General features: G+C 61.4%; 16 protein-coding genes. 12 read left to right on the forward strand and 4 right to left on the reverse strand.

Features of this window, described 5'->3' with window-relative positions; translation table 11 throughout:
* Positions 1–151 precede the first annotated feature (151 nt).
* From NKH29_RS06135 to NKH29_RS06150, 4 genes are all read left to right on the forward strand, one after another.
* Positions 152–1,111, forward strand: a complete 960-nt coding sequence (locus NKH29_RS06135; RefSeq protein ID WP_352547999.1) for an AraC family transcriptional regulator — start codon at positions 152–154, stop codon at positions 1,109–1,111.
* A gap of 186 nt (positions 1,112–1,297) precedes the next feature.
* The gene (locus NKH29_RS06140) at positions 1,298–1,663 is read left to right on the forward strand and encodes a putative quinol monooxygenase (protein WP_023718254.1); all 366 of its coding nucleotides are present in this window, start codon (positions 1,298–1,300) and stop codon (positions 1,661–1,663) included.
* Positions 1,660–2,403 carry an SDR family oxidoreductase gene (locus NKH29_RS06145; protein WP_352999211.1) on the forward strand — a complete coding sequence of 248 codons (744 nt, stop codon included), beginning with the start codon at positions 1,660–1,662 and terminating at the stop codon, positions 2,401–2,403. The genes NKH29_RS06140 and NKH29_RS06145 overlap by 4 nt, the downstream gene beginning before the upstream one ends.
* A 112-nt stretch (positions 2,404–2,515) precedes the next feature.
* Positions 2,516–3,163 (forward strand): DUF1579 family protein, encoded by a 648-nt coding sequence (locus NKH29_RS06150; RefSeq protein ID WP_352495258.1) that lies wholly within the window; start codon positions 2,516–2,518, stop codon positions 3,161–3,163.
* 313 nt (positions 3,164–3,476) lie between these two features.
* On the opposite strand, the gene NKH29_RS06155 is transcribed toward NKH29_RS06150, so the two are convergent.
* The 4 genes from NKH29_RS06155 to NKH29_RS06170 all read right to left on the reverse strand — a co-directional run bounded on the left by NKH29_RS06155 (position 3,477) and on the right by NKH29_RS06170 (position 6,792).
* The gene (locus tag NKH29_RS06155; RefSeq protein WP_352495259.1) at positions 3,477–3,686 is read right to left on the reverse strand and encodes a YjiS-like domain-containing protein; all 210 of its coding nucleotides are present in this window, start codon (positions 3,684–3,686) and stop codon (positions 3,477–3,479) included.
* Positions 3,687–4,074: 388 nt separating this feature from the next.
* Positions 4,075–5,304, reverse strand: a complete 1,230-nt coding sequence (locus tag NKH29_RS06160) for an NAD(P)/FAD-dependent oxidoreductase (protein ID WP_023718251.1) — start codon at positions 5,302–5,304, stop codon at positions 4,075–4,077.
* Between the two features lie 2 nt (positions 5,305–5,306).
* Positions 5,307–5,621 (reverse strand): MocE family 2Fe-2S type ferredoxin, encoded by a 315-nt coding sequence (locus NKH29_RS06165; protein WP_023718250.1) that lies wholly within the window; start codon positions 5,619–5,621, stop codon positions 5,307–5,309.
* Between the two features lie 40 nt (positions 5,622–5,661).
* Positions 5,662–6,792: a fatty acid desaturase family protein gene (locus NKH29_RS06170; protein WP_051409640.1), complete on the reverse strand. Its 1,131-nt coding sequence runs from the start codon at positions 6,790–6,792 to the stop codon at positions 5,662–5,664.
* A gap of 135 nt (positions 6,793–6,927) precedes the next feature.
* Here NKH29_RS06170 and NKH29_RS06175 point away from each other — a divergent pair, with 135 nt between their 5' ends.
* The 8 genes from NKH29_RS06175 to NKH29_RS06210 all read left to right on the forward strand — a co-directional run bounded on the left by NKH29_RS06175 (position 6,928) and on the right by NKH29_RS06210 (position 13,935).
* Positions 6,928–7,959, forward strand: coding sequence for a LacI family DNA-binding transcriptional regulator (locus tag NKH29_RS06175; RefSeq protein WP_023718248.1), 1,032 nt, complete (start codon positions 6,928–6,930; stop codon positions 7,957–7,959).
* 309 nt (positions 7,960–8,268) lie between these two features.
* On the forward strand, positions 8,269–9,210 hold the full coding sequence (locus NKH29_RS06180; RefSeq protein ID WP_023718247.1) for a sugar ABC transporter substrate-binding protein: 942 nt from the start codon (positions 8,269–8,271) through the stop codon (positions 9,208–9,210).
* A 114-nt stretch (positions 9,211–9,324) separates the two neighbouring features.
* Positions 9,325–10,401 (forward strand): ABC transporter permease, encoded by a 1,077-nt coding sequence (locus NKH29_RS06185; protein ID WP_352495260.1) that lies wholly within the window; start codon positions 9,325–9,327, stop codon positions 10,399–10,401.
* A 2-nt stretch (positions 10,402–10,403) separates the two neighbouring features.
* Complete coding sequence (locus NKH29_RS06190) at positions 10,404–11,171, forward strand: ATP-binding cassette domain-containing protein (protein ID WP_254815918.1); 768 nt, start codon at positions 10,404–10,406, stop codon at positions 11,169–11,171.
* A gap of 66 nt (positions 11,172–11,237) precedes the next feature.
* The gene (gene iolG / locus NKH29_RS06195) at positions 11,238–12,236 is read left to right on the forward strand and encodes an inositol 2-dehydrogenase (RefSeq protein WP_023718244.1); all 999 of its coding nucleotides are present in this window, start codon (positions 11,238–11,240) and stop codon (positions 12,234–12,236) included.
* A gap of 23 nt (positions 12,237–12,259) precedes the next feature.
* The gene (locus tag NKH29_RS06200) at positions 12,260–13,054 is read left to right on the forward strand and encodes an SDR family oxidoreductase (RefSeq protein ID WP_023718243.1); all 795 of its coding nucleotides are present in this window, start codon (positions 12,260–12,262) and stop codon (positions 13,052–13,054) included.
* A gap of 195 nt (positions 13,055–13,249) precedes the next feature.
* Entirely contained in the window at positions 13,250–13,516 is a 267-nt protein-coding gene (locus NKH29_RS06205) for a type II toxin-antitoxin system Phd/YefM family antitoxin (RefSeq protein ID WP_023718242.1), read from the forward strand.
* A complete protein-coding gene (locus tag NKH29_RS06210) occupies positions 13,513–13,935 on the forward strand; it encodes a type II toxin-antitoxin system VapC family toxin (RefSeq protein WP_352591239.1) in 423 nt (140 codons plus the stop codon). Before NKH29_RS06205 ends, NKH29_RS06210 begins: the two co-directional genes overlap by 4 nt.
* Positions 13,936–14,088: the final 153 nt, after the last annotated feature.

The following is a 14,088-nucleotide window of genomic DNA, read 5'->3' on the forward strand; positions in this document are numbered from 1 at the left end:
CTTGCGGAATCTGGATCCGCAATAGGTCTCCCTTCGGTTGCCCACTAAGAGAGGTAACGGGATGCATAAGCGTATGCGAAGTTGGGGCAAAGGAGTGCAGATGAGTGATCCGCTTAGGTCCATTGATCGGCCCGGTCTAGGGCGTGCAACGATGAGCTACCAGCCGGCCGAGAATGATTTGTTGAGCGAGGTGCTGCGCGATCTACGCCTTGCCCATGCGAGATATGGCCGCAGCGAGTTGACGGCGCCCTGGGGCATCGCCGTGCCGTTCAGGGAGGGCGTACGTTTTCATGCGATGCTCGAGGGTCATTGCTGGATACAAGCCAAGGGCTTGCCGCCGCTGCTGCTCGAAAACGGCGATGTGCTTCTTCTTCCCCACGGAACAGAGCACACTATGTCCGATCGGCCAAAACGGCGAACCTTGCCGCTCGCCGATGTCAAACCCGCGTTGATCGGGAACGGAACTTACGAGTTGAAGTCTGGCGGCGGCGGCGCGCGATCGTTGATCGCATGCTGTACGATCGGCTTTGAGGGCCCGACAGCAAATCCGCTGCTGGAACTGCTACCTTCTGTGATGCACATCCGGCATGCCGAGCATGGCGATACTGACCTACCAAGCCTCATTGCGATGATGGCGCGCGAGGCTGAAGCGCAAAGAATCGGCTCTGCAACGATAATGGCGCGCCTCGCCGATATTGTCATGACGCAAGTAATCAGAACCTGGGTCGAGACATGTTCGGACGACCTGACTGGTTGGCTGGCGGCCGTGCAGGATCCACAAATCGGGTCGGCGCTTGCAAGAATCCATCGCTCCCCTGGGGAAGACTGGCCAGTCGATCGCCTGGCTGCATTGTCCGGGCTGTCGCGATCGAGGTTCTCGCAGCGGTTCAAGAGCCTGTTGTCGGTATCCCCCGCCCGCTATCTCCTGCAATGGAGGCTTCGGCTGGCGGCATCCTGGTTGCGTAACGGATATATGTCGCAGTCACAGATCGCATCGGAGTTGGGATATGACTCCGATGCGTCCTTCAGCAGGGCGTTCAAACGCTTCATGGGTGTCTCACCCGGCGCTATCCGAGATTCAGGGCTGCGTGTGAGCGGAACAGAGTCCTGATCGGGTTCATGCGAGGCTGTTTCGACCAGCCGCAGATACGCTCCTGTTGCGACCGCGTGTAATACGGAAATACGCGCGACAAACGGTCAAATATTCAGTCGTTTCTGCCATAGCAACGCCATACCAGCATCTGCCAATTTCAATGGCCGCAACCACTTCGGTCGGCCGTTCCGGCAGGAGTACCACATGGCGCTGACGTTGCCTGATCTTCCTCGACCAACCGCTGGCGAAGACACGCCCTATTGCGTTATCGCTAAGCATCGCGCCACTCCCGGCCAAGGCTCCGCGCTTGTCGCACGTATGCTTAAAGATCTCCAAGCGACGAGATCGGAAGCCAGCTGTCTTCAATTCCACATCCATCGAGATCGGACCGACCCCGATCTCATCGTTATCTACGAGGTCTGGCGCAGTATCGATGCACTCAAGAGCCACTTCGGCGAAGCCTATGTCCAGAGCTTCGTCGTAGATGCTGGTGAGCTCGAACCGGGCGACATGGAGACGCAGTGGCTGGAGATGCTGAGTCCGTATGCCAGCGGCAGAGATCCAGGATGAACGGTGACGAGCAGCCTCTTTCGAATCAGCGTGTCGTGATCGTCGGCGGGACAAGCGGCATGGGCATGGGCGCGGCCCGCGCAGCCTCTCAAGCAGGCGCCGAGGTCATTGCGCTCGGGCGGCGCCCTTCAGCGAGAATGGCTGTAGAGGAAAGCGTCCACGGTTCGATCACGTTCCAGTCGCTGGACATGACCGATGATACAGCGGTCGAGCAGATGTTCGAAACACTAGGGACGCTCGACCACCTTCTTATCACCGCGACCCCGCCGAGTCCGGGAGGTCCCTTCCTCTCCCAGACGATGGCCGACGCGCGGGCCGTTCTGCACGGCAAGCTCTTGGGCAGTTGGTCTTGCGCGCGGCACGCAGCGCCTAGGATGCCGAAAGGTGGTTCGATCACATTCACGACCGGTGGCTTGGTGACCAAGCCTCGCATGGGCGCATCGATGATGATGGTCCCCTTTGCTGGTCTGGAGGCGCTGACGCGAGCCCTTGCGCTCGAACTCGGTCCGATCCGCGTCAACACAATCCGACCGGGCGTCATAGACAGCGAAATGTGGGCCGGCATGCCGCAGGCGAAGCGCGCGGCGTTTTTCGCGCTGGTGCGTCAGCGCTTCCCGGCAGGACGCGTCGGAAAAATCGACGATATCGGCAAGGCCGCACTTTTCCTGATGGCCAATGACTTCGTGACCGGCGCCGTTATCGAAGTTTCCGGTGGTGAAACGCTGGTCAGCATCGAATGACGGAGAGGTATGAGATGAGTATCCACGAGTTCACCCGACAAAATTCGCAACGATTGCCCCAACTGAGCGCGTCATAGCAATTCCCGGGCGAGCGATGAGCTGGAGATAAAGTATGATCAAGACACTACACGTTGCCCTATTCGTCGTTGCGTTCGTCCTCCCCATTCCTTTCGGCGCATTGGCTCAAGGCAGCTCGGCTGCAGCCGAGCCCCCGACCCAGTCGGAGTTGCCGAATTGGCTTCGCCGTGGATTGCCGGGCCCGGGGCATGAGGTCCTGGCGCCAATGATCGGCACCTGGCGCGTCCAGATGAGCTTCTACGGCACACTCGGCCGTAGCCCCGATCAGCCGCCGCTCGTGACGGACGATCTCATTAGCCATCGTCAGTGGTTGGCGGGCGGCCGTTACATCGAAGACATAATGGAGGGAACGCTGGATGGAGCGCCGGTCTGGCGCAAAGGATGGCTCGGCTACAGCATCATGGACGGACGTTACGAGTGGGTCACGATCGATCCTGTCAACACAACCATGATGTATTTTAAAGGCGTCCCTAATTCGGGGGATCAAAGGCCGATCAGCATGTCCGGCACCTTTACCGACCAGGGCGTGGCGGGCGAAGAAACAGTCGGCAAGCAGGTCGGCATGCGCACTGTAATCAAAATCGAGAACAACGATCGCCACATCATTGAGCTCTATTTCACGCGTCCCGGACAGCAAGAAACACTGGCAACGCGCGCCGTCTATACGCGACTGAAGGCGTGAGCGATCGCTCAAGGGTGGCTCGGACGTTGTAAGTAGCTTGCGCGGGTTCCATCGCTCGGCCGGGATATGCCGGGAAGGTCGAGTTCAGTTCCGACGATCTCAAAGCGTCCAGTTCGGCGCCTGGAACTGCTTTGAAAGACGACCGGACGCTGAGCGCCCGGCAAGTCAGAGATCGGACTCTGAACGAAGCGCGTTCTCGGAGCTGAGATGAGGATCAGTCCAGCGAACATTGCCCCGAGCAGGCACACCTCTCCGACTTCTGCGCCGATCGCGGTGGAGAGACCGGCCATCGCTAGCTCCTCTATCAACTCGCTCAGCCGGACGACAGGGTCGGCAGTCGAAGCAGGCTGGTTCTATCGACGGCGGCCGCCTTGCCACGGCCTGCCAATGCGGGATCGATTCCGGCATCGCGTAGCTGGCGGTCGCTAAGTTGAGCCAGCTCACGCCGTTGCGCTGCGGCCCTAAGGGATCGGGCGATGACCAGGTGCATAACACGGAGAACACACTGGACTGGAGGCGTCATGATAGCCTCTTTTCACAGAGCCCCGGCCGTATACGGGCAGGGCGGCGGGCTGTGGTCAGCCCGTCTACTGAGGAGAGAGGGTCGCGCTGCGATTTCAGAAGGAGGAAATTCGGTTACATCTGAAACTCGGTTGGCTGGAAGGGGTCGTCTCGGCCGTGACGGCAAGCGCTTAGCTGACATCTGGGATCGAGATCGGATCATTCGCCTCATGGCAACCTTTCGGCGCAAAGTCGCGCGAACGACCCCGTTCCAACCCTCATGAGACGTTTCCATCGCGGGCAGGAACGACCGCTCAGGGTCGTCTCCCGCCATCAGGTGCAGGATTGTCACCACCAGAACGGCAAGCGCTCCGCAAGTTCTTTCAAATGGCTCTGGAACCCGCGCTGGCTCATGTCGCCAGCAGCGACTTCAGCTTGATCGTTTGCGAGCCTAGCGCTTCCGGCGCCGGCTTTGCCCTTTTCGCGATCAGCATCTCGGCCAGCCTTATGTCGCGGGCGACCGCGTTGCCGGGGCCGATGCCACTTGCCGCAACCAGCCTGCCGTCCTCGGCGAGATGGAACAGGATGAAGGCGCCGTCGCCGAGCTCGCGACGCACAATGCTGCGGCCTTCGTCCGACAGGCCGGCGATCTGCAAGGTCAGGCCGTACTGATCCGACCAGAACCATGGCACCGCCGCGTGGGCCTCGCCGGCGCCAAGCATGTTCCTGGCCGCAAGCGCGCCCTGCTCCTGCGCATTGCGCCAGGCTTCCAGCCGCACTCGCCGGCCGCCATAGATGGCGAGCGGAAACGAGCAGCAATCGCCGGCGGCAAAGATGTCGGGGTCGCTGGTGCGAAGCTCGGCGTCGACGGCGATACCATTGTCAATCGTCAGCCCTGCCTCCGCGGCAAGTCCGGTCACCGGCACGGCGCCGATGCCGATCACGGCAAGATCGGCGACAATGTCGTGTCCACCGGCAAGCACGATGCGCACTTCGGCGCCGTCATCGGCAATGGCGTCGATGCCCTCGCCGCACAGGATTTTTACGCCTTCGGCTTCATGCGCCTGATGGATAACCTGCGCGATCTCGGCCGGCACGCCGCGCATCAGAATGCGCGGCTGCGCCTCGATAACGGCAACAGTGGCGCCGAGCCTGCGTGCCGCCGTGGCGAGCTCGAGACCGATGAAGCCGCCGCCGATGATGGCGACGCGATTTCCGGCGCTGAGATGAGCGCGAATGGCCAGTGCGTCGTTGAAGGTCCGCAGATAGACGCAGCGCCCGCCAAGGCCCGGAATCGGCAGCTTGCGCGGCAGCGACCCTGTCGCCAGCAGGAGCTTGTCGTAGGCCAGGACCGAGCCGTCCGACAGGCGCACGACATGCGCCACGCGGTCGATCGCCATCGCCTGAACCGAATGGATATGCCTGATCGATCTTTCGGCCAGGACCGCCTCACTGGCGATCGCCTTGATCAGGGGCGCGTCGGCGACCATCGCGTCTTTCGACAGCGGTGGCCGCTCATAGGGCAGATGCGGCTCGTCGCCGACCAACGTCACCGGGCCATCATAGCCGAGCTCGCGCAGCGCAAGGGCGGCGCGCCCGCCGCATTCGCCGGCGCCAATGATGACCATTCCCTTCGTCATCATCAACCGATCCGGACAAGGACTTTGCCGGCGTCGACTTTGACCGGATAGGTCCTGAGATCGACGCAGACCGGCGCGCCCCTGGCAGCCCCAGTCTTGTAATTGAAGCGGCCATTATGCTTCGGGCATTCGATGATATCGTCCATCACCAGCCCGTCGGCCAGATGCACCTTCTCATGCGTGCAAAGCCCGTCGGTGGCGAAATACCCGTCCTCGGGGCTGCGGTAGATGGCGAAGGTGCGACCGCCATGGTCGAACCGCATCACATCCTCCTCGTCGATGTCCTCGGCGTCACAAGCCTCGACCCAGTCGCTCATTTGCGCCTTCCCCGATTCTTGGTGCCCCGGCGTAGGCTTGTCATTCAGCAGCCACCGCAACAGCAGCGTTATCGTTGTGGAAATCCTCGCGATAGGGCCTCGCCGTCGGCGGCAGTTCGCGCTTGATGAAATAATCCTCATTGCGCAGCTGGCGCAGGAAAGCCGGTATCATCTCGCGATAGCCGGCCAGGATGGACGGTGTCGGCGCCGGCAGATCGTGCTTGATCAGCTCATGCAGCCTGGGCAGCGCATGGTAGGGCACCATGGGGAACATGTGATGCTCGACGTGGTAGTTCATGTTCCAGTAGATGAAACGGCTTATCGGGTTCATGTAGACGGTGCGGCTGTTCAGCCGGTGATCGGTGACGTTTTCAGCCAGGCCGCCATGCTGCAGCAGGCCGACCATGACATGATGCCAGGCACCGTAAAGCCTGGGCAGCCCGACCAGCATCAGCGGCAGGAACGAGCCGGTAAGAAGCGCCAGCGCGACCGTCGCGGCATAGATCGCCGTCCAGATGCGAGCAATGCGGATTGCCTTCGGCTGCTCCTGGTCGGGAATGAAGGTTCTTTCGGCCGGACTGATGATGCCGGCCGCATTGCGCAGCATGTCGCTCATCGCATGCCAGGCATCGAGAATGCCGACGAAATTGAGCACGACGCGCAGCAGATCGGGCGGGCGCATGACCGAGATCTCCGGATCGCGGCCGACGATGATGGTATCGGTATGGTGGCGCGTGTGGCTCCAGCGCCAGGTCACCGGGTTGCGCATGATCATGAAGCAGGCGATCTGATAGACCACGTCGTTCATCCACTGCGTCCTGAAGGCGGTGCCGTGGCCGCATTCGTGCCAGCGTGAATCGGTGGAGGAACCGTAGAGGACGCCATAGACGAAGAAGAACGGCACGCACCACCAGCTGCCCCAGAACAAGGCGGCGCCCGCGCCGCTGAGGATCATGGCGCCGAGCCAGATGATGGTATCGCGGATCGCCGGGCCGTCGGAGCGCTGCATCAGCTCCTTCATCTGCTTGCGCGGCACGTCGGTGTGATACCACTCGGCCGCCGCCAGCCCGCTCTCGACGGCAAGCTTCGCGTCGCGGCCGACCAGGCTGTAGTCGCGTTGGGACGCTGCTGCTGAGGTTGTGTTCCCGGTTTGGAGTCCAATATCCACCATGGCGGAGGCCTCGATCATATTCGGTCAGTGTTCAAAATAACGCCGAGCGCTGATAGACTCAATATCACAAAGATAGTTTCTATCATTTTCCATCAGAATGGTTTAAAAGAGTCGGATAGTTGGAGCGAGGCAGCGATGGCGAAACGGCCGACGATCACCGACCTGGCACGCATTTCGGGGGTCAGCGTTGCCACCGTCGACCGGGTGCTGAACAACCGCTTGCCGGTGCGCGAGGAAACCGCGCGCCGCGTCTATGACGCCGCGACCAGCATCGGCTATCACGCGGCCGGATTGATCAAGCAGCGGATGCGCCATGAATTGCCGGAGTATCGCCTCGGATTTCTGCTGTTGCGGCGGGAAGACGTCTTCTACAGCGAATTTGCCCGCGAACTTGAACTGGCAGTATCGCAGTCGCCGCGCTTTCGAGGCGTGGCGACCATCGACTTCGCCGATTCGCTGGCGCCGGATGAGATCGTCGAGCGGATGCGCAAGCTGGCAGCCAAATCCAGGGCCGTCGCCTTGGTCGGGCCTGATCACCCGACGCTGACGGTGGCCGTCGAGGCGCTCAAAGCCAACGGCGTACCGGTGTTCTCCCTGCTTTCCGACTTTGCGTCCGGCATTCGCGAGGGCTATGTCGGCCTCGACAATCGCAAGGTTGGCCGCACCGCTGCCTGGATGATCTCGAAGGCCGCGAAGAGACCTGGCAAGGTCGCCCTCTTCGTCGGCAGCCATCGCTTCCACGGCCACGAGCTTCGCGAGATCGGTTTTCGCTCCTTTTTTCGCGAGCAAGCGCCGGAATTCACTCTCCTTGAGACGTTGGTCAATCTGGAAGCGAACCAGATCACGCATGATGCAATGATCGAGCTTCTGGCCCGCCACCCCGATCTTGCCGGCTGCTATGTCGCCGGTGGCGGCATGGAAGGCGCGATCTCGGCGCTGAGGGAGGCAAAGCCGGCAGAGATGCCAGCGGTCGTCTGCAACGAGATCACGCCTGACTCCCGCGCGGCGCTGGCGGATAATTTCCTGACGATGGTGATCTCGACGCCTCTGGCAGCGCTTTGCCGCGAGCTTGTCGGGCTGATGGCGCATGCCATCGAGACCGGCGCCGCGAATGCGCCGGGTCAGACCTTTCTGCCCTTCGACATTTATCTGCCGGAAAACATCTGACGTCGCGGTCATTGGCGGCAGACATGATGTAATCTATCAGAACGCTTTCAGGCCTGGCTTGCCTGAGCGTTCGTCTAAAAGAGCTCGAAATGCCGAAAATCCATTCCTCATGGCGAAATCTCGCTTGACGCCCACGCGAAATGGAATAAATATTTCACCAACTGAGCATTTTGGTTCTTTCGTTCCGGAAGATCTGTTTCAGGCAAATGCCTTCCGGAACTAAAATGGCAATCGGGAGAGAATTCCCTGCGAGATCGGGGATTCCGGGTAGATCGGTGCAGCCGGACACCAATGTGGAGGAGAAATAAAATGAAAAAACTGCTTTTGGGCGTCGCGTTCGCGGCGCTAATGAGTTCGTCCGCCTTTGCTGCCAAGATCGGCGTGTCGATGGCGTTGTTCGACGACAATTTTCTCACCGTGCTGCGCAACGGCATGATCGAGCAGGCCAAGGGCATGGACGGCGTCGAGCTGCAGGTGGAAGACGCGCAGAACGACGTCGCCAAGCAGCTCGACCAGATCAAGAACTTCGCCGCCTCGGGCGTCGACGCAATCATCGTCAACCCGGTCGACACCTCGGCCACCCAAGCGATGTCGGACGCAGCCGCCGCTGCCAAAATTCCGCTGGTCTATGTCAATCGCGAGCCGGTCAACGTCGACACGCTGCCGGAAAACCAGGCTTTCGTCGCCTCGAACGAAGCCGATTCTGGCACGCTCGAGACCAAGGAGGTCTGCCGCCTGTTCAAGGAAGCCGGCAAGAAAGAGGCCAATGTCTATGTGATCATGGGCGAGCTGTCGAACCAGGCCGCGGTGCAGCGCACCAAGGACATCGATGATGTGATTGCCACGCCGGATTGCAGCTTCATCAAGATCATCGACAAGCAGACGTCGAACTGGAAGCGCGAAGAAGCGCAGAACCTGATGACCAACTGGCTGTCGACCGGCAAGCCGTTCGACGGCGTCATCGCCAACAATGACGAGAGCGCCATCGGCGCTATCCAGGCGATGAAGGCCGCCAATATCGACATGAAGTCGGTTGTCGTCGGCGGCGTCGACGCTACCCAGGACGCGCTAGCGGCGATGCAGGCGGGCGACCTCGATGCGACGGTGTTCCAGGACGCAGCCGGCCAGGGCGCTGGCGCGCTTGATGCTGCGCTCAAGCTAGCGAAGGGCGAGAAGGTCGAGCACAAGGTCTACATCCCGTTCCAGCTGGTCACGCCGGCAAATATCGACAAGTTCCTGAAGAAGAACTGAGGCGGACCTGTCCGATACGGAGCGGCGCGCCAAAGTAAGACAGCGCCGCTCCGCTTTTTCCCCCTCGGCCTGAACAGCGCCGGGTGGAGACCGTGGCTGACGGAGGAAGCACGATTGGCACAGACATCTCACGGCGTCGGCGGGCTCAGCTATGATGCGAAGCGGCGCGCATGGCCGGCCGAATTCAACGTCTTCCTGGCGCTCGTCATCCTGGTCGGCGCTTTCGAGCTGATCGGCCGGGTTTTCCTGGGCGACAGCTTCCTGTTCAATACCCGCGACAATATCGATGCGATCTTCAACGAAGCGCGCCTGCAGATCATCATCCTGCAGGTGTCGATCGTCGGTATCATTGCCATCGGCGTGACGCAGGTGATCATTACCGGCGGCATCGACCTGTCCTCGGGTTCGATCGTCGGCGCCACGGCGATGATAGCCATGAGCTTCGCCCAAGTGGCGACGGTCAACGGCAACCCGAACCCCAAGGCGATGTTCATTGCCCAGGGCTGGACCGACCTGCCGGTGATCGTGCCGGTGCTCGTCGCAATCGGCTGCGGCCTGCTGGCCGGCCTGGTCAACGGTGCCTTGATCGCCTACACGCGCATCCCGCCGTTCATCGCCACGCTTGGCATGATGGTCACCGCGCGCGGCATCGCCAAATGGTGGTCGAAGGGGCAGCCGATCTCGTTTCCGACCGAGAGTTTCGCCGCCATCGGCAAGGGGCTGATGCCGGTCATCATTTTCATTTCGCTGGCGGTGCTGTTCCAGCTGATCCTGAGCTACACCAAATATGGCAAGCACTGTTATGCAATCGGCTCCAATGAGGATGCCGCGCGCATGTCCGGCATCAACATCGCCAACCACAAGATCCTCGTCTACGTCATTGCCGGCATCCTTGCCGCGCTCGCCGCCGTGGTGTTGAGCTCGAAGAATCTCACTGCCCAGGCCGGCATGGGTGTGATGTACGAGCTCGATGCGATCGCCATGGCGGTCATCGGTGGCGTGTCGCTGTCGGGCGGCCGCGGCTCGATTATCGGGACGGTGATCGGCTCGCTGATCTTCGGCGTCATCATCTCCGGCTTCACCTTTTTGCGCCTCGACGCCTATTATCAGGAGATGGTCAAGGGCGTGATCATCGTCGGCGCAGTCGTTCTCGACCAGTGGCGCCAACGCCTGCGGGCAATGAGGGCTTGATCATGTCGGACATCGTCCTGAAAACCGAAAACCTGACCAAGTATTATGGCGGCGTCCATGCGCTGGAGGGTGCCAACTTCGAGCTGCGCAAGGGCGAGCATGTCGCCATCATGGGCGACAACGGTGCCGGCAAATCGACCTTCGTGCGCCAGATCACCGGCGTCGAGCAGCGAACCAGCGGCAGGATGTGGTTCGACGGCAAGGAAGTGAATTTCGCCGGGCCGATCGAAGCCCGCGAGGCGGGCATCGAGACGGTGTTCCAGAACCTAGCGCTCGCCGACGACCTCGACGTGCCGTCGAACCTGTTCCTCGGCCGTGAAAGAGTGCTGTTCAATCTTGGGCCCTTCTCGATCCTCGACCGCAAGTTCATGCGCAAGGCGACCGAAGCAGCCCTGGTCCGCACAGCGGTCAAGATCCCCAACCTTTCCAACACCATCCGCCACATGTCGGGCGGCCAGCGCCAGTGCGTGGCGATTGCCAGAACCGCGACCTTTGCTTCCAAGCTCATCATCATGGATGAGCCGACGGCGGCGCTCGGCGTGCAGGAGACGATGCAGGTCGAAAACATCATCCGCACGCTGAAGGAAAATGGCGAGCCGCTGATCCTGATCTCTCACAACATGCGTCAGGTGTTCGATCTGGTCGACCGCATCGTCGTTTTCCGGCGCGGCCGCATCGTCGCCAATTTGCGCAAGCAAGATACCGATGGCAACGATATCGTCTCCTACATCACCGGCGCCAAGACCGGGCAGGCGGAACTTGCGGCGTAAGGCCAACGTCGTGTTACGGGGGCTGACACGCCTTCTCTTTCCAACCATTCTCAAAGGAAATTCTTCATGCTTCGCTTTGCTCTTCTCGGTGCCGGCCGTATCGGCAAGGTCCACGCCCGTGCGGTGGGCTCCAACCCGCAGGCCAGGCTGGTTGCGGTTGCCGACGCCTTCGAGAAGGCGGCGACCGATTTGGCCTCTGCCTATGGCGCCGAAGTGCGCAGCATCGATGCCATCGAAACTGCCAGCGATATCGATGCGGTCGTCATCTGCACGCCGACCGACACCCATGCCGATCTGATCGAACGCTTCGCCAGGGCGGGCAAGGCGATCTTCTGCGAGAAGCCGATCGATCTCGACGCCGGCAGGGTGGAACAATGCCTGGCCGTCGTCGACAAGGCCGGCGCCACCCTGATGGTCGGCTTCAACCGCCGCTTCGATCCGCATTTTGCCGCCGTGCGCAAGGCGATCGACGACGGTGCGATTGGCACAGTCGAAATGGTGACCATCACCTCGCGCGATCCCGGTCCACCGCCGCTCGACTATATCGGCCGCTCGGGCGGCATCTTCCGCGACATGACCATCCATGATTTCGACATGGCGCGCTTCCTGCTCGGCGAGGAGCCGGTGGCGGTCAGCGCGCACGCTTCGGTGCTGGTCGACAAAAAGATCGGCGAGGCCGGCGACTTCGACAGCGTCAGCGTCATCCTCGAAACTGCCTCCGGCAAGCAATGCGTCATCTCCAACTCGCGCCGAGCCACCTATGGCTACGACCAACGCATCGAGGTGCATGGCTCGAAAGGCATGATTGCGGCCGAGAACCAGCGGCCGGTGTCGATCGAACTCGCCAATGAGAAAGGCTATACGCGGCCGCCGCTGCACGATTTCTTCATGACTCGTTATCTCGACGCTTATGCCAACGAGATCGCTGCCTTCATCGCGGCAGCGACGTCAGGCAAGAAGGCGGCGCCGAGCGGCAAGGACGGGCTGGTGGCGCTCAGGCTGGCAGATGCGGCGCTGAAATCGGCCAAGGAAGGCAAGACCGTCCGCCTCGACAAAACAATCTGACTATCAAGCACAGGAGCAAGGCGATGAACGGTTCAGCCGGTCGCAATTCCGAAACACGCGCCATCGTCACCGGCGGCGCACAAGGCATCGGCTTTGCCGTCGCCGAAGCGCTGGCCGATGAGGGCTGCCGGGCGCTAGCGCTGATCGGCCGCTCGAAGGAGAAGGGCGACAAGGCTGTCGCCATCCTCAAGGGGGCAGGCGTCGATGCCATCTTCATCAGCGCCGATGTCGCCAAAGTCGCCGACTGCAAGCGTGCGGTCGAAACGGCGATTGGCCATTGCGGCACCGTCAACGCGCTGGTCAACGCCGCCGCCACCTCGGCTCGCGGCTCACTGGTCGAGACCTCAGAGGATCTATTCGACCAGATATTCCAGACCAATGTGCGCGGCCCGTTTTTTCTGATGCAGGGCGTGGTGGCGCATCTGCTGGCGCGCCAGGCACCGGGCTCGATCGTCAACGTACTGTCGATGTCGGCGCATTGCGGCCAGTCGTTCCTGGCGCCCTATTCATCGAGCAAGGGAGCGCTGGCGACGCTGACCAAGAATGTCGCCAATGCCCATCGCGGCAATCGCATCCGCTGCAACGCGGTGCTGCCCGGCTGGATGGACACCGAGGGCGAGGCAATCGTGCAGAAGAAATGGCATGACGCGCCGGACGACTGGCTTGAAAAAGCCGAGGCCGCGCAGCCGATGGGCCAATTGGTGAAGCCGGCGCAACTTGCCCGATTGATCAGCTATATGATCAGCCCGCAGTCCGGCGTCATGACCGGGTCGCTGGTCGACTACGACCAGAGCATCGCGGGGGCGTCACCGGAATAGGATCAGCCGTGTAGCCTTGCGTCAGATGCAGTTTGCCATGAGTGGCCGAGATGCCCCAAAATATCAAAGCCGGCATAATCGGTTCCGATCGACCTCACTCAGGCACACGGGCTCTGAAACCCTCTCCTTCCCTGTTGCCGCCGTATCGCCATTCCCATATAGTCAAGATAGTCAGAATGGTCATGGGAGGTCGAAATGCCGTCTGCGCCCAGAGAGGATACTAACTGGACGGTCGCTGGGGCAAAGGCCCGGCTCTCGGAGGTTATCGAGCGCGCGCAATCTTCGCCGCAGACGATCACCAGAAACGGTAAGCCAAGCGTGGTTGTCGTCTCGGCCGAGGAATGGCAGCGGAAGACCGCGCGCAAGGGTACGCTTGCGGAGTTCCTGCTGGAGTCGCCGCTGCGCGGCGCCGATCTCAACCTTGAGCGCCAGCGCGACGAACCGCGTGATCTGCCGCTGTGAGGCTTCTGCTCGATACGAATGTCCTGTCCGAGGTGACAAGGCCGGCGCCGGATGTGCGCGTTCTGGACTGGCTGGGCGGGCTTGATGAGGACCGCTCATTCATTAGCGTCGTGTCGATCGCGGAGATCCGGCGCGGCGTCGCCCTCATGGACGAGGGCCGGAAACGCGAGGCACTGGCCGAATGGCTCGCACGGGACCTGCCGCAGCGCTTCGAGCAGAGAGTTCTTCCGGTGGACGAACCGGTTGCCTTGGCGTGGGGCGACCTGATGGGCCTTGCGAAGCGCCGCGGTCGCGGTCTGTCGTCGATGGACGGCCTGATTGCAGCCACGGCGATTGCGCAGGAACTCACCTTGGCAACGCGTAACACGAAGGATTTCGAAGACTTCGGAATTGAACTCGTCGATCCCTGGACTGCATGAACCCGCTCGGCGCTGCATGCTGGGCCACTACGTCAGTAGCATCATCAGACACGTGACAATCGCCTCGGCTTCGACTATATGAGCCTCATGATCAACCTGACCGCCACCTATTGGTACTTTAGCAGCTCGCTGGCGGCGGGAGGATTGCGCTCG

The sequence above is a fragment of the Mesorhizobium sp. M1295 genome, from assembly GCF_040318135.1.
Lineage (GTDB): Bacteria > Pseudomonadota > Alphaproteobacteria > Rhizobiales > Rhizobiaceae > Mesorhizobium.

What these genes read in the sequence shown, in the direction of transcription:
- NKH29_RS06170 (WP_051409640.1), bottom strand. Translation starts at nt 6,792, where the DNA reads ATGGTGGATATTGGACTCCAAACCGGGAACACAACCTCAGCAGCAGCG.
- NKH29_RS06190 (WP_254815918.1), top strand. Translation starts at nt 10,404, where the DNA reads ATGTCGGACATCGTCCTGAAAACCGAAAACCTGACCAAGTATTATGGC.
- NKH29_RS06165 (WP_023718250.1), bottom strand. Translation starts at nt 5,621, where the DNA reads ATGAGCGACTGGGTCGAGGCTTGTGACGCCGAGGACATCGACGAGGAG.
- NKH29_RS06160 (WP_023718251.1), bottom strand. Translation starts at nt 5,304, where the DNA reads ATGACGAAGGGAATGGTCATCATTGGCGCCGGCGAATGCGGCGGGCGC.
- NKH29_RS06175 (WP_023718248.1), top strand. Translation starts at nt 6,928, where the DNA reads ATGGCGAAACGGCCGACGATCACCGACCTGGCACGCATTTCGGGGGTC.
- NKH29_RS06135 (WP_352547999.1), top strand. Translation starts at nt 152, where the DNA reads ATGAGCTACCAGCCGGCCGAGAATGATTTGTTGAGCGAGGTGCTGCGC.
- iolG (WP_023718244.1), top strand. Translation starts at nt 11,238, where the DNA reads ATGCTTCGCTTTGCTCTTCTCGGTGCCGGCCGTATCGGCAAGGTCCAC.
- NKH29_RS06150 (WP_352495258.1), top strand. Translation starts at nt 2,516, where the DNA reads ATGATCAAGACACTACACGTTGCCCTATTCGTCGTTGCGTTCGTCCTC.
- NKH29_RS06180 (WP_023718247.1), top strand. Translation starts at nt 8,269, where the DNA reads ATGAAAAAACTGCTTTTGGGCGTCGCGTTCGCGGCGCTAATGAGTTCG.
- NKH29_RS06155 (WP_352495259.1), bottom strand. Translation starts at nt 3,686, where the DNA reads ATGACGCCTCCAGTCCAGTGTGTTCTCCGTGTTATGCACCTGGTCATC.
- NKH29_RS06205 (WP_023718242.1), top strand. Translation starts at nt 13,250, where the DNA reads ATGCCGTCTGCGCCCAGAGAGGATACTAACTGGACGGTCGCTGGGGCA.
- NKH29_RS06145 (WP_352999211.1), top strand. Translation starts at nt 1,660, where the DNA reads ATGAACGGTGACGAGCAGCCTCTTTCGAATCAGCGTGTCGTGATCGTC.
- NKH29_RS06200 (WP_023718243.1), top strand. Translation starts at nt 12,260, where the DNA reads ATGAACGGTTCAGCCGGTCGCAATTCCGAAACACGCGCCATCGTCACC.
- NKH29_RS06140 (WP_023718254.1), top strand. Translation starts at nt 1,298, where the DNA reads ATGGCGCTGACGTTGCCTGATCTTCCTCGACCAACCGCTGGCGAAGAC.